We start from the raw sequence: 17,293 nt of genomic DNA, 5'->3' as shown, positions 1-17,293 counted from the left end.
CCTAGCCGTCCTGGCGAATAGCGCCGACTTCTTTACCTGACGAACCTCTCCAAAGTCTCTCGCCTGATCATTCAGTGCGAGGGACCGCCGATGCACCTACCCGTTAATGCCCTGGTTGTCGGGGCTGCCTCTTGATTCCCGTCATTGCCAGCTTTGTCCTGGCCCCCATGGATGCCAAGGCGCCGGACGTTGAGCGCGTCTTTCGTGACTTTCGCGGTTGCCTGAATACCTTTGATGAGTGGGCCGAGGGGTTCTTGAGCGCTTCGGCACTGGAAGTGGATCAGGTGTTCAAAGTTGGGGAAGAGGTGGCGCTGGTGGCGCCGGCTTCCTCCAAAACCCCCAGTAACACCGTCGCCAGCTGCGATGCCCAGGGATCGCTGACCCTGGTGCATATGTTCGAAAGCACTCGGTTTGTACCGATCGGCAATACGCCGGTGATGCTGCAAGCCATTGCCCAGGACGGCAGCCCGCTCGGCGCACCACTCCATCGGACCATCGGTCCCAGCGGCATCCTCGAAATCACCGAGTGTGATCGCAACCAGCCGTACCGAATCAGTTTCTACCCCAACGTTTCCAGGGATCACGTCAAGGCGCTGTATGGGTCTTATCAATCGGTGATCGCGGGGTTGGAAAGTCGCCTGCGTGACGAATGGACCAAGACCTTCCAGCCCCAATGGGACGACTTCGCCAACGCCACGCCGCCCGAACGTAGCGCGATGCAAGGTTTGGCGTTTTCAAGCGGGATGGCCAAGGCGCTCTACAACCTGTGGGACAACGTTACGCAGCTGTATGACTTGCTGGCGGACCTCAAGGCCAACAGCCAGAAGTTGTTGGCCTACATCTCCCAGACTGAACTCGATGAACTGCTGAGGCTGGGCAACGACGCCATCGCAAAGGGGCTGTTGGTGCTCAGCGATGAGCCGCTGCTGTTTATCTACATGTCAGCCATGGTCAGTTGGCTACGCCTGCTACCGCCGCCCGAGATGTATGAAGTGCTGGGCGAGATCACCGGTGAGGTACTGATCAATCTATTTCTGATCTGGGCGACCCGTGGCATGGGCGTGCAGATTCGCCTGGGCGCTCAGGTGCTGGGACATATCAAATCCGGACGAGCGCACAAGTGGCTGGAGAGGCTGGCTGATCAGTTGGTGGGGCCGACGTTGGACGCGCATGTCGAGGCGGTGAAGCCTTTGCTGCTCAGTGGCCCCGCGACAGCGATCAAGACTGTACCGGTTGCGCCGTTGAAGGTTGGGGAGCATGTGGTTTCGAACCCGGTGCCGGCGGTTCGCAGGAAGACTCAGCAGACGGTGTTGGTCAGGCAGGAGCCTGTCGATGATGTGCCCGTTTCAGGGAAGAACCCGAACGGGGATGCGGCGGCCCCTTCGGATAAGACCGTCACCAACGGCTGCCCGGTGTCGATGGTTACCGGGGAGGAATTGCTCACCCTCACCGACGGCACGTTGGATGGAATCTTGCCGTTCGAGTGGACACGGTTATATCGCACCAGTGCGGTGGAAGTGGATGTCGGGTTGGGGTTTGGCTGGAGTCATTCGCTGGCGCATCGGCTTGCGGTGTCGGGCGATTCGGTGGTGTGGACGGACCATGAGAATCGCAGTACTTCATTTCCGATGCCGACCGTTGCTCGACCCGCCATCACCAATAGCCTGGCCGAAGCCGCAATCTATTTGGGCGCATCGCCGGACGAACTGGTGTTGTCCCAGGCGTCGCGGTTTTATCACTTTCGCGACGGTGTGCTGGTCTCGATCAGTGATGCCTACGACAACCGGTTGCGGATTGCTCGGGATTTTCTGGGGCGGATTGAGCGGCTGGATAACGGTGCGAGGTGTGCGCTGTTCCTGCGCTATGCGTCGGGCCGCATCGTCGCGGTGGACTACCAGGTGCAGCGGGCCGAAGACCGTGGTCCGTATGTCTGGATTACTGAGCAGAGCATTGTTTCCTACGCCTATGACGATGCTGGCCGACTGGTCTCGGCGACCAATGCGGTAGGTGAAAGCGAGGTTTATCGCTACGACGATCAGCACGTGATTCTTGAGCGTGGACTGGCCGGTGGGGCGAGTTTCTTTTGGGAATGGGAACGGGCGGGCAAGGCTGCGCGATGTGTTCGGCATTGGGCCAGTTTTTCCCAGATGGATACGCGGTATGCCTGGGGGGACGACGGCCGTGTCACGCTGCACAACGCCGATGGCAGTCAGGAAGTGTATGTCCATGACGACCGGGCGCGGCTGGTGCAGCGGATTGATCCGGACGGTGCCCAGCATTTCAAATCCTACGACGCCAAAGGCCGGCTGACGGTTGAGCAGGATCCGCTGGGGGCGGTGACGGCGTATCAGTACGACGACGCCGGACACTTGGTGGCGTTGTTTCCCGGGGATGATGAGCCGACGTCCTACGAGCATGACAATGGCTTCGTACGGGTTGTAAGACGGGGTCTGGCGGTCTGGAAGTACGAGCGTAACGACCAGGGCGATGTCATTCGTAAGATCGATCCCGACGGACATGTTACGGATTACAGCTACGACAAATACGGGCAACTGGTTGGGGTTTGGTACCCGGATCACAGTTGTCAGCGGCTGGTGTGGAATGAGCGGGGGCAACTGATTGAGGAGCAGCTGCCCAATGGCGGGATCAAGCGGTATCGCTATGACGATCTTGGCCGTCAGGTGGCGCGCGAGGATGAGCATGGCGCGCTGACCCAGTATCAGTGGGACAGCGTGGGTCGCTTGGTTCGCGTCGTATTACCAGGCGGTGCATGTCGGGAATACAGCTACAACCCCTACGGCAAAATCAGCGCCGAACGCGATGAGCTGGGGCATGTCACCCGCTACGAATACGCCGACGGGTTGCACCTGATCAGTCGGCGCATCAACGCTGATGGCACTCAGGTCAAATACCGCTACGACAACGTGCGGTTATTGCTGACCGAGATCGAAAACGAGGTCGGCGAGACCTACCGACTTGCTTATCATCCCAACGGACTGATCCAGCAGGAAACCGGGTTTGACGGGCAGCGTACGGCCTACGTCTACGACCTCAACGGCAACCTGCAGGAAAAGACCGAACACGGTGACGATGGTAGTCAGCTCGTTACCCGTTACGAGCGAGACCACGCCGGACGCCTCGTCAGAAAAACCCTGCCCGACGGTAGCCTTGTTGAATATGCCTACGACCGCCAGGGCAACCTCCTCAGCGTCGATGACGGCCACTGGGCGCTGGCCTACGAATACGACCAACAAAGCCGCCTCACCGCCGAACACCAGGGCTGGGGCACCTTGCGCTACGGCTACGACGCCTGCGGCCAGCTTCAACACCTGCGCCTACCCGATAACAACCGACTGGTTTTTAACCATGCGAAAGGCGGCCACCTCGCCACCATCGAATTAAACGGCGCGCTGCTGACGTCTCATCTGTTCAAAGCCGGCCAGGAACACCAGCGCCAACAAGGCCAACTCCTCAGCCACTACCACCACGACGACCAGCACCGCCTGCACGCCCACGCGATCACCCAGCAACAGGACCACCTCTACCAACGCCAATACGACTATGACAAAACCGGCAACCTCACCCGCCTGCTCGACACGCGCAAAGGCGAACACCACTACCACTACGACCCACTAGGCCGCCTCACCCGCGCCGACCACTCCCAAGACCTGCAGGAACGCTTCGGCCACACCCGCGCCGGCAACCTGCTGATGCAAGACCGCCCCGGCCCCGACATCGTCGCCGGCAACCGCCTGATGATCCAGGGCGACCGCCACTACGACTATGACGCCTTCGGCAACCTCATCCGCGAGCGGCGTGGCAAAGGCCATCAACTCGTTACCGAATACCGTTACGACTGCCAGCATCGGCTGATCGGCATCACCCAACCCAACGGCCAAACCGCCAGCTACCGCTACGACCCGTTTGGGCGGCGCATCAGCAAAACCGTGGACGGCCTAACGACGGAGTTTTTCTGGCAAGGCGACAGGCTGATTGCCGAACACCATGCGGATCGCCATCGCAGCTATCTCTATGAACCCGACAGCTTTCGCCCGCTGGTTCTGTTGGAAGGCTTCGGCCCAATAGATACCAAGCCCTATCACTACCAACTCGACCACCTCGGCACGCCGCAAGAACTCACCTCTCCAGACGGCGCCATCGTCTGGTCCGCGCACTACCGCGCCTACGGCCAGATCAGCCGACTCGACAAAGGCACAATCGACAACCCGCTGCGTTTCCAGGGTCAGTACTTCGATCAGGAAAGCGGACTGCACTACAACCGCCATCGCTACTACAATCCGGATATTGGGTGTTACCTGACGCCTGATCCGGTGAAGTTGGCGGGTGGGCTCAACGCGTACCAGTACGTGCCTAACCCGACCGGATGGTTAGATCCGTTAGGGTTAGCTTGCACTTCTGGGAGCTGCCCTCCGCCACACACCGGAAACACATGGGAGTTTAACTCCGATGTAGATCTGGACTGGCGCAAACAAGACCGCAACAGCTACGAGCAAATGCACACGGGTTTAGATGAAGCCTTTCGCAGAACAGGCATATCAAGGGATGAATACAGCGTATCCAAATGGGGTAAAGACCAATATGGAAAGTCATTTCCAACTGAATGGCGTGTCCAAAGCGGCCCAAATAGGGGGGCCGAGGTGAATATTGATGACCCAATACTTGTCCCAAGCAAAGAAGGGCCGAAATCACCTCATATTGGCTATCAAACCCCCGGAAAGAGAGCGGGCGGAGGGGCAAAAAGAGGTCATATACTTCTCAAACTGGTTCCCGTTAGCCGATCAAGAATTGGGATTCACTAATGAGTTACCTGGAAGAAGAAATAGATGATGCTTTCAGGAGCTTAGAAATAAGCTTTAGAAAACTTCAGACATACGAAACCACAGCATTAATAAATAACCTGACAAAAAAGTTCTTCAAGTTCGAGAGCAGCTTCCTCGACCCCGTCGAACTGAACGAGAAAAATTCAGAGCACAACCCCAATTTCTGGAAGGAAATACAGTACCGCATTAACCAAAAAGACCTGATTTTGTTGGTACTTGATTCAACATACTCGGGCTGGGAAATCGACAATGCGCAGGATATAGCCTCTATCTTAGGTGAAACGACCGGATATCCGTTCTGGGTGACGGATAGCAAACTCACGTTTCTGGTGCACATGGATGATCATGACTGCGTTATTTGGGCTTGAAGATGGTTTGCCACAACTGGCCTTCTATCACTGTCATAGCCAACCCCAATTCGCCCACCCGCCCCCCCCCACCTAAACTCTCCCCATATTATTTCAACGGACAGAGGGTTCACCATCATGGGCAAACGTCATCCCAATCTCCCCGCCTGGCAATGGCGTAACTACCCGCAAAACCATCAGCACCCGACCAACCTGGCGTTGCACCTGATTGCCGTGCCGCTGTTTATCATCGGGTTTCTGTTGATTGTGTCCGGAGTGTTCAGCCTGAGCCTGGCCAGTTTCGCCATTGGCGTAGTCGGCATCCTCGCTGGCCTGGCGTTGCAGCGTCATGGCCATAGCCTGGAAGCCGAGGCCGGTGAGCCGTTCAGTGATCGTAAAGACGCAGTACAGCGCCTGGTGGTCGAGCAGTTCCTGACGTTCCCGCGCTTTGTGTTGAGCGGTGGCTGGTGGCGTGCCTGGCGGCTGCGCCACCGCCACTGACGATCAGGCGAAGACCACCACGGTCTGGCGGCTAAGGGCGATCAACGCGCCGGTTGGGCTCCACAGCGCGGCGGCGGCGTGACCGTAGCCGTCGCGCGCATGTTCGATGCTGACGTGGTACTGGCACCAGTCCAGGGTCGTCAACTCCTGCAACGGTTGGATGAATTCGATGGTCCAGGTCAGTGTGCTGCCCGGAGCGGGCTTTTTCAGGTGCGGCAGCAACGCCGGGGGCCAGGCGTCGACCAGGGCGAGGATATGCGCTTCGGTCAGCGGTTCCTCCTTCACATCCCCGCGCAAGCGAACCCAACCGCCCATCTCGCGGGATTTATTACCGGTAAACGGCAAACCGCCAACACTCCAACGCATCGCCAGGTGGCGCATGAATTCAGGCGTGACGCCTTTGATATAGGGCAGTTCCTGGCACTCATCCCAGTGCTTGAACGTCGGCGGCGGCTCGCTGGCCACATCGATTTCCGACTCGCGGGATGCGCCAAAACTGGCCTGTACCAGGGTCGCGACCTCACCGTTCTGCACGACACGGCCGAGCAACTGGCTGACCGCCTTGCCTTCACGCAACACTTCGACTTGATAGCTGGCGGATACATCGGGCGCAACTGGGCCAACGAAGGTGATCGCGAGCGAGCGCAATGGGCGGTCCGTCGGCACCTGGGCGCGCAAGGCTTCGTATTGCAACGCAGCAACCAAGCCACCAAAGGACGCACGGCCCTGGGCCCACTCGGCGGGAATGGTGACATCCAGCGGGTTGCTTCGGGCGGCGTCGAGCAAATCACTAAAGCGCATGGCGACCTCACATCAAAAAAAACGGATGTGCGATCTTAACCAGCGAGCAGCCAAGGTACAGCGCTTATTCCGGCCAAAAGCCGGACCGATTTAGAAACAATCCGCGCTGAGTTTGTCCAGCACGCGATCCGCCTGCCCTTCGGCCTTGGCCATGGTGCGATGCCATATCGCAACACAGGGCTGCAGATCGGCTTGATGTTCGGCCTGGGCCAACCATTGCCAGCAGTCATGCCAATCACCCAGTGCCGCTTGGGCTTTCTTCAGGCGTGGCAGGGCATTGGCGGGCAACTTATCCAGCTGGGGGTAAGCCTCGGCGGCATAGCGCACACGCTTGATCAACAAGCGCAAACGGTGGCGATCATGGTCTGGATCTTTCAGCGCTTGATCGAGTTTCTGCCATTGCTTGGCCAGGCGCTTCTCAATGCGCGGTCGCAAACCCTTGAGCAATTTCTGGTGCTCCGAGGCGCGGATAAAGCGCGGGAATGCATCAAGGATCAGCAGCAGATGCGCAACTTCCGGGCCTTGCGCCACCTGGCGATAGGCGTCGGGTTGCAGGCGCAGGCGTCGATCTGCGGCCTCGTGATAACCATGCTGATGCAAATACGCCGCCAGCACCTCTCGGTCGCGCAGCGGCGTCGTCAACTGGCCGACCGTGCCGGCGGCCAATTCAAGCTGTTCCACACCCGGCAGCCCGCGCAAAGGACGCAACAGACTGCGCAGGCGGCGCACGGTGGTGCGCAGATCATGCAGGGCTTCATCATCGGTAACGGCAGCGAGGCGAGCCTGGCAGCTCAGTAACCCTACTTCCAGGCCAATGACCTGAGCGACTAACTGATCGACCAAAGCTGACATCCTGCCCTCACTCTCAGATGAAAAATCCCACTCTGCGCTGCACGTTAACGCCCGGCGCGCGACTCACGAATATAGAACCGAGCTTTTTCGGCCTTGTTGGAGCAGCCTTCAAACGCCTCGAATTGCTGCTGGGTCTTGGCGCCCGTCAGTAACGACAAAGCCTTGGAGTAGCTGACGGTGCCGGCAAAACCTTCGGCCTTGGCCAGGTCGAGTTCTTTCCAGGCGGCATCCAATTGCGAGCCACAGCTGTCGCGGTATGCGGTTTTCCCGGCACAACCCGCCAGGGCCAACATGATCACAGGCACACACATCCAGGCTTTCATCGATGACACCTCAAAATAAAGAAAAACAGTCGTACGCTGTAGACGTTGCCTACAAGAAAAAGTGCCTTGTCCTTAGCCTGAAATCGGTAGTACCTATTGCCAGAGCATACCCGAGCCTGGGCGCTATTCTTGAAAAATATTGCCAGGCGCAACGAAGATTGAAGCGGCCCCCAAAATAGGCGCATTGTGGGCCCCCGTTTATGAAGGACATCGACCATGAAGAAACGTGTTGCCTTGGTGTTGGGTTCCGGCGGGGCCCGGGGCTACGCCCATATCGGGGTGATCGAGGAAATCGAACGGCGCGGCTACGACATCGCCTGTATCGCCGGTTGCTCCATGGGTGCCGTGGTGGGCGGGATCTACGCCGCCGGCAAACTGGACGAGTATCGAAACTGGATTGAAAGCCTCGACTACCTCGACGTGCTGCGCCTGGTGGACGTGAGTTTCCGCCTTGGGGCGATTCGTGGCGAAAAGGTCTTCGGGCAGATCCGCAAGATCGTCGGCGAGATCAATATCGAAGAGCTGCGCATCCCCTACACCGCCGTTGCCACCGACCTGACCAACCAACAGGAAATCTGGTTCCAGGAAGGCTGCCTGCACCAGGCCATGCGCGCCTCGGCAGCGATTCCCAGCCTGTTCACCCCGGTGATGCAAGGCAACCGCATGCTGGTGGACGGCGGCCTGCTCAACCCGCTGCCGATCGTGCCGGTGGTGTCGAGCCATTGTGACTTGATCATCGCGGTCAACCTCAACGCCACCAACCAGAAACACTACCAGTTGCCTGTGATCCAGCGCCCGCCGGCGTTCAAGAGCCGCTTCAACAGCCTGGCGAAATCACTGGGTTCGCACCTGCCGTTTCGCCGCAAGCAGGCCGAGCAGTTGATGAAACTTGAGCAGGAAGCCTTGCAGGCCCAGGCGGCCGAGATCAATCCGTGGCTGGAGTCGGCCGAACCCGAATCCCAGCAACCTGCCGCCGCACCGGAAAAGCCGGGGGCGCCAAAGTCGGCCACCGGTTCATTCATCATCGATAACGTCGGGCCGGCGTCATTGCTGGATCTGATCAACCAGAGTTTCGAGGTGATGCAGACTTCGCTGGCGCAATACAAGATCGCTGGCTACCCGCCGGATGTACTGATCAACGTGCCGAAGCGGGTGTGCCGGTTTTTCGAGTTCTACAAGGCGCCGGAGTTGATCGCACTTGGGCGGGAAATTGCCAGTGATACCCTGGATCGCTATGAGAGTGAGCAGCGCTGAGACAGCCGTGTCGCTAGAGCCGTGGTGAGCGGGCTTGCCCCGCGTTGGGCTGCGCAGCGGCCCCACTCAATGAGGAACGCGCAGTGTCAGGTACTCCTTTGGGCCTGGTTTTGGGGCTGCTACGCAGCCCAGCGCGGGGCAAGCCCGCTCACCACAGAATCCACATAACCACAGAATCCACATAACCACAGAACCACAGAACCCACAGAACCACAGAACCCACAGAACCCACAGAACCACAGAACCACAGAACCACAGAACCACAGAGAGGCTGACAGATCGCCTCAGGCGCTCAACAACCGATACCCCACTCCCGCCTCGGTCACGATAAACCTCGGCTGGGTCGGATCATCCGCCAGCTTCTGGCGCAGATGCCCCACCACAATCCGCAGGTAGTGACTGTCGTCGGTGTGGGTCGGCCCCCAGATGTCCTTGAGCAGTTGCTGTTGGGTAATCACCCGTCCCGGATGCCGCGCCAGTTGTGCCAGCACCGCGTATTCCTTGCGGGTCAGTGCCACCTCGGCGCCGTCCAGCAGCACGCGGCGATAGGCCAGGTCCACCGTCAACGGGCCAAACTGCAACGCCGCTTCCTGGGTCTCGCCCACCGGCGCCTGGCGCAACAAGGCGCGCACGCGGGCCAGAAACTCCTGGATGCCGAAGGGCTTGGTGACATAATCATTGGCGCCACCGTCAAGGGCTTCAACCTTCTGCCCTTCGCTGGCCCGCACCGACAGCACCAGTACCGGCACCGTCGACCACTCACGAAACTCGCGCAACACCTGCTGGCCGTCCATGTCCGGCAGGCCCAGGTCGAGCACCAGCAAGTCGGGTTTGCTCAACGCAGCCTGGGCCAGGCCTTCGTTGCCGGTACCGGCCTCGATCACTTTGTAGCCCTGGGAGGCCAGGCTGATGCGCAGGAATTTGCGGATCTGCGGTTCGTCATCAATGACTAAAATCGTCGCGGTCTGGCTCATGGCGTCCAATCAACATCCGTAGAGAAAACAGGGTAGCTCACGCCTCGCCTTCCAGGCCAGGCTGTGTCGGCAATGGCAGGAACAGCGTGATACAGGTACCGCGCCCCTCAATGCCATCGGCCACGCTGATATGCCCACCATGGGCGCCGACCATGCCCTGGCAGATCGCCAGGCCGAGGCCGGTTCCCTGCCCGCCTCGATCACCGCGTGCGGCGGTGTAGAACATGTCGAAGATCTTCGCCCGCTCATCCTCAGGAATACCGGGCCCCTCATCCGCCACGGCGAAAAACAATCGGTTATCCGAGACGCCGGCGCTCAGTTGCAATCGACCGTGGGGCGGTGAAAAGCGCGCGGCATTTTCCAGCACATTGACCAGTGCCTGTTCGATCAACGCAGCATGGACATAGAGCAACGGCAACTCCGCCGGCACATTGGTGCTCACCTGCAGAGGTGCCAACACCGCGCGCAAACGCCCGAGCGCACTGCCGACAATATCGCCGGGCGACACCCAGTCCCGCGCCAGCTTCAGCGCGCCATGGCCCAGTCGCGTCATGTCCAGCAGGTTCTGGATATAGCGGTCCAGGCGCTCGGCCTCATCGCGGGTGCCTTCGAGCAGCTCGCGACGATCCTCCAGGGGGATGGCTTCGCCGAGCGCCAGCAGGCTGTCGATACTGCCGCGCATGGAGGTCAACGGTGTGCGCAAATCGTGGGACACCGACGCCAGCAAGGCGCTGCGCAGTTGCTCGGTTTCGCCATGCAAACGGGCGGACTCCAGCTCCTGGGCCAACTGTGCCCGCGCCAGGGCCTGGGCCAGAGGCTGGCTCAAGGCGGTCAGCAAGCGACGGCGTTGGCCGCTCAATTCCAGGCCCGGCTTGGCACTGACGCCGAGCAACCCGAGCGGGCCTTCTTCGCCCGACAACGGCCACCACCACCAGCGCCCGAACGGCAAGGTGCCGGTGCCCATGCCTGCCGGCTGGTCATGCTGCCAGGCCCAATCGGCCGCAGCACGCTCGGCTTCGGTGAAGGTCAGCGGGCCGCCGGTCTCGACCTTCCAGCCACCCTGACCGTCGCGATTGACCAGGCACAGATCCAGGTCGATCCAACCTTCCAGATGGTGGGCGGCGGCACTGATCACCGCCTGGCGGTCGGTGGCGGCGGTGAGTTTGCGCGACAGGTCGAGCAGTTCGCCGGTTTCTTCCTGGGTGTCGCGCAATGCCTGCAACTGACGGCGCTGGCGCGCGGCAAGATTGCCGGTGAGCGCCGCCATCAGCAGGAAGAACAACAGCGTCAGCACGTCCTCTTCGCGCTGGATGGCGAAGGAGAAATTCGGCGGGATAAACAGGAAGTCATAGGTCAGGAACGACAACGCCGCACACACCAGGGACGGCCCCAGGCTGCTGCGCACCGCCACCAGCAACACGGCGGCAAGAAACACCAGCGAGATATTGGGCAACGGCAGCGCGCTTGCCACTGCCCAGGCCACAGCGGCGGCGACGATGGTCGCAACCACGGCCAAGGCGTAATCGAACCACACCAGGCCGCGCACATCCGGCAGGCGTGGGGCTGCGGGCACATCGTCACTGTCGAGGACGTTGATTTCCAAGCCCCGGGCATTACGCAACAGGCGCGCCGCCAAACCGCCACCGAACAGGCGACGCCGCCAACGCATTCGCGACTGCCCCACCAACAGCAGGCTGGCACGGCGTTCGGCGGCATGCTGGATCAAGGTCTTGGCCACCTCCCCCGCCCGCAGCAGCACCACTTCGCCACCAAGACGCTCGGCCAGTTGCTGGGCGTTTTGCAGGCGCAGGCGGGCCTGCTCATCCCGCGCACGGCCGTTGTCGATATGCACCAGGCTCCACGGCAAATGCCGGCGCTGGGCGACGCGACTGGCATGGCGCACCAGGCGTTCGGCCTGCGCATCGCCATCCACGCCCACCAACAAACGCCCACGCACCGCCGGCGCCGCCTGGCCGAGCTGGCGATAACCCTGGGCCAAATCGTCGTCGACATGGGCGGCGGCGGTCTGCATCGCCAGCTCGCGCAGGGCCATCAGGTTGGTCTGGGTAAAGAACGCATCGATGGCGGCGCGGGCCTGCTCCGGCACATACACCTTGCCGTCGCGCAGACGCTCGAGCAGTTCGCGGGACGGCAGGTCGATCAACAGCAGTTCGTCGGCCTCCTGCAACACCCAATCCGGCAAGGTTTCGCGAACCTGCACACCGGTGATGCCGCGGACCTGGTCATTCAGGCTTTCCAGGTGCTGGACGTTGACCGTGGTAAACACGTCGATGCCGGCGGCGAGCAGTTCCTGAATGTCTTGCCAACGCTTTTCATGGCGGCTGCCGGGGGCGTTGCTGTGGGCCAGTTCGTCCACCAGCACCAGCTTGGGCTTGGCGGCGAGCAGGCCGTCGAGGTCCATTTCTTCGAGCATCACGCCACGGTATTCGCTGCGCAACAGCGGTTGTTGCGGCAGGCCGCTGAGCAAGGCTTCGGTCTCGGCTCGGCCGTGGGTTTCAACCACGCCGGCGATCAGTTTGACGCCCTGGCGCAATTGGGTGTGGGCAGCCTGGAGCATGGCGTAGGTCTTGCCCACACCCGGCGCAGCGCCGAGGAAAACTTTGAGCCGGCCACGGCCGTCCCGGGGTAGATCGGCTAGCAGGGCATCGGCGCGGCCGGAGTCGCTCATGCGGGCAGTGTCCTTCAGATATTGATCGGGTTACAGCTTTTCCAACGCCATGTTCAGCGCCAGCACATTCACCACTGGCGGCCCCACCAGCGGGCTTTCGATATGTTCATCCATCAACCGTTGCAGGGTCGATACCGGCACATTTCGCGCGGCAGCCACCCGTGCGAGTTGATAGGCAATCGCCTGGGGTGGCAAGTGTGGATCAAGACCGCTGCCGGAGGTAGTCAGCGACACCAAAGGCACCGGGCCCTGGCCGGGCACCAACTGTTTGTTCGCGTCATCGAACACGCGGGTGGCCAAGGCCGGGTTGCTGGGGCCGAGGTTACTGGCGCTGCTGGAAACCGTCGCAAAGGCACCCGCCGAAGGGCGCGGATGGAACCAGCTGTCACCGGTAAAGTCCTGGGCGATCAGGCTGGAGCCACGCACTTTGCCGCCGGCATCGCGCACCAGGCTGCCGTTGGCCTGGTCCGGGAAGGCGACTTGGGCGACACCGGTCACCACCAGTGGGTAGGCCACGCCGGTGATCAGGGTCATGAGCACCAGCAGGCTCAGGGCCGGGCGGATTATGTTGGACATTTCAAATTCCTCAATTCGGTCTTTGCAACCTGTGGGCACCGGGGTGGTGCCCACAGGCATCGGGTCACACCAGGTGCAGCGCGGTCAGCAGCATGTCGATCGCCTTGATGCCCACGAACGGAACCAGCAACCCGCCCAGGCCATAGATCAGCAGGTTGCGCCGCAGCAACGCCGCCGCACTCGCGGCCTGCACACGCACACCGCGCAGCGCCAGGGGAATCAGCACCACGATGATCAGCGCGTTGAACACGATGGCCGAGAGAATCGCGCTCTGGGGGCTCTGCAAGTGCATCACGTTGAGCACGCCCAACTGCGGGTAGATCGAGGCGAACAACGCCGGCAGGATCGCGAAGTACTTGGCCACGTCGTTGGCGATGGAAAAGGTGGTCAACGCGCCACGGGTCACCAGCAACTCCTTGCCGATCTGCACCACGTCCAGCAGCTTGGTGGGGTCGCTGTCGAGGTCGACCATGTTGGCGGCCTCGCGGGCGGCCTGGGTGCCGTCGTTCATCGCCATGCCGACGTCCGCCTGGGCCAGTGCCGGGGCGTCGTTGGCACCGTCACCGCACATCGCCACCAGGCGGCCGTCGTTTTGCTCGTGACGGATGCGCGCGAGTTTTTTCTCCGGGGTCGCTTCGGCCAGCACGTCATCCACACCGGCTTCGGCAGCAATCGCAGCGGCCGTCAGCGGGTTGTCACCGGTGACCATCACCGTGCGAATCCCCAGCTTGCGCAGCTCGGCGAAACGTTCGCGGATACCGGGCTTGACCACGTCCTTGAGGTGGATCGCACCGAGCAATTTGCCGTCGGCACACACCAGCAAGGGCGTGCCGCCGCTCTGGGCGATCTTGTCGATTTCCCGCGCCAATGCCGGTTGCAGGTCGCCGCGTGGCTGGCCGATAAACGCCAGCAACGAATCCACTGCGCCTTTGCGGAACACGCGGCCCTGGTAGTCGACACCGGACAAGCGGGTCTCGGCGCTGAACGGTACCGCGGTCAGTTCATCCAGGGATGGCTCGGCCTGCGGGTGCAGAGCCCGCAGGTATTCGACGATGGATTTGCCTTCTGCCGTGTCATCGGCCAAAGAAGCAAACAACGCACCTTCGGCCACTTCCTTGCCGCTGACGCCAGGCGCCGCAACCACCGCCGCACACCGACGGTTACCAAAAGTGATGGTGCCGGTCTTGTCCAGCAGCAACACATGCACGTCACCGGCCGCCTCCACGGCACGACCGGACTTCGCGATCACATTGAGGCGCACCAGGCGGTCCATGCCGGCAATACCGATGGCCGACAACAAGCCGCCGATGGTGGTAGGAATCAGCGTCACCAGCAGTGCGACCAAAAACACCAGCGGCAAGCTGCCGTTGGCGAAGTGGGCGAAGGGCTGCAAGGTCACGACCACCAGCAGGAAGATCAGGGTCAGGCCAATCAGCAGGATATCCAGCGCGACTTCGTTGGGAGTTTTCTGACGCTTGGCGCCTTCGACCAGGGCGATCATGCGGTCCAGGGTGGACTCGCCGGGATTGGCGGTGATGCGGATCAGCAGCCAGTCCGACACCAGCCGCGTGTTGCCGGTGACGGCCGAGCGATCGCCGCCGGACTCGCGGATCACCGGTGCGGATTCACCGGTGATCGCCGCTTCGTTGACCGCTGCGATGCCTTCGACGACCTCGCCATCGCCGGGGATCATTTCCCCGGCGGCCACACGCACCACATCACCTTTACGCAGACTGGTGGCCGGCACGACCTTGAAGCTGCCATCGGCTTCCTTACGCCGCGCACTCAGGCCTTCGCTGCCGGCCTTGAGGCTGTCGGCACGGGCCTTGCCGCGTCCTTCGGCCAAGGCTTCGGCGAAGTTGGCGAACAGCACGGTGAACCACAGCCACACGGCGATTTGCACGGCCACATACGTCGGTACGGCGGTGTCGGGCACAAAGCACAGCACGGTGGTGAGGATGGCGGTCAGCTCGACCACCAGCATCACCGGCGAGCGTTGCAGCTGGCGCGGGTCCAGCTTGACGAACGCCTGGACCAGCGCCGGGCGCCACAGGGCAGAGACGGCGGTTTTGGCGGGTTCCTGGGTGTTGACCGGGGCCGCGTTTTTTGCAGGCATATTCATGTTCATATCCCCTTTTTAGAAGCCCATGCTCAAGTGTTCAGCGATGGGCCCCAGCGCCAGCGTCGGCAGGAAAGTCAGGCCGCCCACCAGCAAAATAGTCACGGTCAACAGGGTCACGAACAGCGGACCATGGGTCGGGAAGCTGTTCTGGCCAATCGGTGCGGTCTTCTTCATCGCCAGGCTGCCGGCCAGGGCCAGTACCGGGAGGATGTAGCCGAAGCGGCCGATCAACATGCCCAGGCCCAGCATCAGGTTGTGGAACGGCGTGTTGGCACTGAAACCGCCGAACGCCGAGCCGTTGTTGGCGCTGGCCGAGGTGTAGGCGTACAGCAACTGGCTGAAACCATGAGGGCCAGGGTTACTGATCGCGCCGGCTGGGCCGGGCAGGCTCGCGGCGATGGCACCCAGTACCAGCACGCCCACCGGCATCACCAACAGGGTCACGACCAGCAGCTGCACTTCCTTGGCCTGGAGTTTCTTGCCCAGGTATTCCGGGGTGCGCCCGATCATCAGGCCGGCCAGGAACACCGCGATCAACACGTTGAGCAACATGCCGTACATACCGGCGCCGACGCCGCCGAAGATCACTTCGCCGACCATCATGTTGACCAGCGCCACCATCCCACTGAGGGGGTTGAGGCTGTCTTGCATGCCGTTGACCGAACCGTTGGACGCCGCGGTGGTGGTCACCGACCACAACACCGTGCCGGTGGTGCCGAAGCGCGCTTCCTTGCCTTCCAGCGGTGCGGTCTGCTCGACGGCCGGGTTGTTCAAGGTCGGGTTGGGCTGGTATTCGGACCACAGGGAAGTGGCGCCGCCGATCAGGAACAGCGCCAGCATGCAGCCAAGGATCGCGCGGCTCTGGCGCAGGTCTTTCACGTAGTGGCCGAAGGTGAATACCAACGCCACCGGGATCAGGATGATCGAAGCCACTTCGAACAGGTTGGCCCAGGCGGTCGGGTCTTCAAACGGGTGCGCCGAGTTGACGCCGAAGAAGCCGCCGCCGTTGGTGCCCAGTTGCTTGATCGCAATCTGGCTGGCTGCCGGGCCCAAGGGGATCACTTGATCCACGCCTTGCAGGGTCACGGCATCCACATAGTGCGCGAAGGTTTGCGGTACGCCCTGCCACACCAGGAACAGCGCCAGCACCAGGCACAACGGCAGCAGGCCGTAGAGCGTGGCGCGGGTCATGTCGACCCAGAAGTTACCCAGGGTCCTGGCGGATTTGCGCCCGATCCCACGGCACAGCGCGACCAGGACGGCCAGGCCGGTGGCCGCACTGACGAAGTTCTGCACGGTCAGGCCAGCCATCTGGCTGAGGTAGCTCAGGGACGCCTCACCGCTGTAGGACTGCCAGTTGGTGTTGGTCATGAAACTGACCGCGGTATTGAAGGCCAGGGTCCATTCCTGGCCCGGCAATTTCTGCGGGTTCAGTGGGAGATAGTCCTGGAACAGCAGGATCGCGAACAACAGCAAAAAGCCCGCGAGGTTGAACGCGAGCAAGGCCAGCATGTATTTCTGCCAGCTTTGTTCCTGATGTTCATCCACCCCCGACAGGCGATAACAGGCTTTTTCGACAGGCCCCAGCACCGGGCTCAGCCACGTGCGCTGGCCTTCCATCACCTTGTAGTAGAACCGCCCCAGGAACGGCGCCGGCACCAGTACCACGGCAAAGAAGGCAATGATCAGCCAATAGTCATAACTGTGCATGGCCAGCTCCTAGTTCCGATCCGCGCGTAACAGCGCAACCAGCAGATAAATGAACAGCGCCACGGCCAATAGCAGTGACACCCCGTCCAGAACGCTCATGGAAGTCTCTCCGTTTAGCGGCGAGTGCCGCGTGTGGGGCAATTGTCCGCAGGAGTGGCGTAAAGGAACGAGAGCGACGGGGTGGGCGGGGCGTAAAGATGGCGTAAAGAGTGGGTTTATGCGGGGTTTACACTGGGGTATTCGGCGTCTGGGCGGGCGCTATCGGGAGCAAGCCCCCTCCCACACTTGACCGCGTTGTCATGC

General features: G+C 61.4%; 13 protein-coding genes. 4 read left to right on the top strand and 9 right to left on the bottom strand.

Annotation, left to right across the window (positions count from 1 at the left end; all coding sequences use genetic code 11):
• Window positions 1-131: 131 nt before the first annotated feature.
• From BLW22_RS05800 to BLW22_RS05790, 3 genes are all read left to right on the top strand, one after another.
• A complete protein-coding gene (locus tag BLW22_RS05800) occupies window positions 132-4,820 on the top strand; it encodes an RHS repeat-associated core domain-containing protein (RefSeq protein WP_083381320.1) in 4,689 nt (1,562 codons plus the stop codon).
• Window positions 4,820-5,209, top strand: coding sequence for a hypothetical protein (locus tag BLW22_RS05795; protein WP_074844622.1), 390 nt, complete (start codon window positions 4,820-4,822; stop codon window positions 5,207-5,209). Before BLW22_RS05800 ends, BLW22_RS05795 begins: the two co-directional genes overlap by 1 nt.
• Window positions 5,210-5,326: 117 nt before the next feature.
• Window positions 5,327-5,689, top strand: coding sequence for an Mpo1-like protein (locus tag BLW22_RS05790; protein WP_027604139.1), 363 nt, complete (start codon window positions 5,327-5,329; stop codon window positions 5,687-5,689).
• A 3-nt stretch (window positions 5,690-5,692) separates the two neighbouring features.
• Here BLW22_RS05790 and BLW22_RS05785 read toward each other — a convergent pair whose 3' ends face one another.
• From BLW22_RS05785 to BLW22_RS05775, 3 genes are all read right to left on the bottom strand, one after another.
• Entirely contained in the window at window positions 5,693-6,490 is a 798-nt protein-coding gene (locus BLW22_RS05785) for an acyl-CoA thioesterase (RefSeq protein ID WP_074844619.1), read from the bottom strand.
• A gap of 90 nt (window positions 6,491-6,580) precedes the next feature.
• Entirely contained in the window at window positions 6,581-7,342 is a 762-nt protein-coding gene (locus BLW22_RS05780) for a CHAD domain-containing protein (protein ID WP_065947441.1), read from the bottom strand.
• Between the two features lie 44 nt (window positions 7,343-7,386).
• Window positions 7,387-7,665 (bottom strand): hypothetical protein, encoded by a 279-nt coding sequence (locus tag BLW22_RS05775; RefSeq protein WP_003172685.1) that lies wholly within the window; start codon window positions 7,663-7,665, stop codon window positions 7,387-7,389.
• 216 nt (window positions 7,666-7,881) lie between these two features.
• On the opposite strand from BLW22_RS05775, the gene BLW22_RS05770 reads away from it, so the two are divergent.
• Window positions 7,882-8,919 (top strand): patatin-like phospholipase family protein, encoded by a 1,038-nt coding sequence (locus tag BLW22_RS05770; RefSeq protein ID WP_065947440.1) that lies wholly within the window; start codon window positions 7,882-7,884, stop codon window positions 8,917-8,919.
• 284 nt (window positions 8,920-9,203) lie between these two features.
• Here BLW22_RS05770 and BLW22_RS05765 read toward each other — a convergent pair whose 3' ends face one another.
• The 6 genes from BLW22_RS05765 to kdpF all read right to left on the bottom strand — a co-directional run bounded on the left by BLW22_RS05765 (window position 9,204) and on the right by kdpF (window position 17,089).
• Window positions 9,204-9,893 carry a response regulator gene (locus tag BLW22_RS05765; RefSeq protein WP_027604142.1) on the bottom strand — a complete coding sequence of 230 codons (690 nt, stop codon included), beginning with the start codon at window positions 9,891-9,893 and terminating at the stop codon, window positions 9,204-9,206.
• Between the two features lie 37 nt (window positions 9,894-9,930).
• A complete protein-coding gene (locus tag BLW22_RS05760) occupies window positions 9,931-12,582 on the bottom strand; it encodes a sensor histidine kinase (RefSeq protein ID WP_074844616.1) in 2,652 nt (883 codons plus the stop codon).
• A 30-nt stretch (window positions 12,583-12,612) separates the two neighbouring features.
• Window positions 12,613-13,158 (bottom strand): potassium-transporting ATPase subunit KdpC, encoded by a 546-nt coding sequence (kdpC, locus tag BLW22_RS05755; protein WP_065928287.1) that lies wholly within the window; start codon window positions 13,156-13,158, stop codon window positions 12,613-12,615.
• Window positions 13,159-13,222: 64 nt separating this feature from the next.
• Window positions 13,223-15,280, bottom strand: a complete 2,058-nt coding sequence (gene kdpB / locus BLW22_RS05750) for a potassium-transporting ATPase subunit KdpB (RefSeq protein WP_371921653.1) — start codon at window positions 15,278-15,280, stop codon at window positions 13,223-13,225.
• Between the two features lie 15 nt (window positions 15,281-15,295).
• A complete protein-coding gene (kdpA, locus tag BLW22_RS05745; protein WP_065928096.1) occupies window positions 15,296-16,990 on the bottom strand; it encodes a potassium-transporting ATPase subunit KdpA in 1,695 nt (564 codons plus the stop codon).
• Window positions 16,991-16,999: 9 nt separating this feature from the next.
• The gene (gene kdpF / locus BLW22_RS05740; protein ID WP_003218754.1) at window positions 17,000-17,089 is read right to left on the bottom strand and encodes a K(+)-transporting ATPase subunit F; all 90 of its coding nucleotides are present in this window, start codon (window positions 17,087-17,089) and stop codon (window positions 17,000-17,002) included.
• Window positions 17,090-17,293: the final 204 nt, after the last annotated feature.

Origin of the sequence: Pseudomonas marginalis, from assembly GCF_900105325.1 — a bacterium.
Taxonomy (GTDB): Bacteria; Pseudomonadota; Gammaproteobacteria; order Pseudomonadales; family Pseudomonadaceae; genus Aquipseudomonas; species Aquipseudomonas marginalis.
Note: the sequence above shows the minus strand (reverse complement) of the source record. Positions and strands in the feature narration are given on the sequence as shown.

Coding starts and splice junctions, on each gene's coding strand:
- BLW22_RS05795 (WP_074844622.1), top strand. CDS start 4,820: ATGAGTTACCTGGAAGAAGAAATAGATGATGCTTTCAGGAGCTTAGAA.
- BLW22_RS05790 (WP_027604139.1), top strand. CDS start 5,327: ATGGGCAAACGTCATCCCAATCTCCCCGCCTGGCAATGGCGTAACTAC.
- BLW22_RS05785 (WP_074844619.1), bottom strand. CDS start 6,490: ATGCGCTTTAGTGATTTGCTCGACGCCGCCCGAAGCAACCCGCTGGAT.
- BLW22_RS05780 (WP_065947441.1), bottom strand. CDS start 7,342: ATGTCAGCTTTGGTCGATCAGTTAGTCGCTCAGGTCATTGGCCTGGAA.
- BLW22_RS05775 (WP_003172685.1), bottom strand. CDS start 7,665: ATGAAAGCCTGGATGTGTGTGCCTGTGATCATGTTGGCCCTGGCGGGT.
- BLW22_RS05770 (WP_065947440.1), top strand. CDS start 7,882: ATGAAGAAACGTGTTGCCTTGGTGTTGGGTTCCGGCGGGGCCCGGGGC.
- BLW22_RS05765 (WP_027604142.1), bottom strand. CDS start 9,893: ATGAGCCAGACCGCGACGATTTTAGTCATTGATGACGAACCGCAGATC.
- BLW22_RS05760 (WP_074844616.1), bottom strand. CDS start 12,582: ATGAGCGACTCCGGCCGCGCCGATGCCCTGCTAGCCGATCTACCCCGG.
- kdpC (WP_065928287.1), bottom strand. CDS start 13,158: ATGTCCAACATAATCCGCCCGGCCCTGAGCCTGCTGGTGCTCATGACC.
- kdpB (WP_371921653.1), bottom strand. CDS start 15,280: ATGAATATGCCTGCAAAAAACGCGGCCCCGGTCAACACCCAGGAACCC.
- kdpA (WP_065928096.1), bottom strand. CDS start 16,990: ATGCACAGTTATGACTATTGGCTGATCATTGCCTTCTTTGCCGTGGTA.
- kdpF (WP_003218754.1), bottom strand. CDS start 17,089: ATGAGCGTTCTGGACGGGGTGTCACTGCTATTGGCCGTGGCGCTGTTC.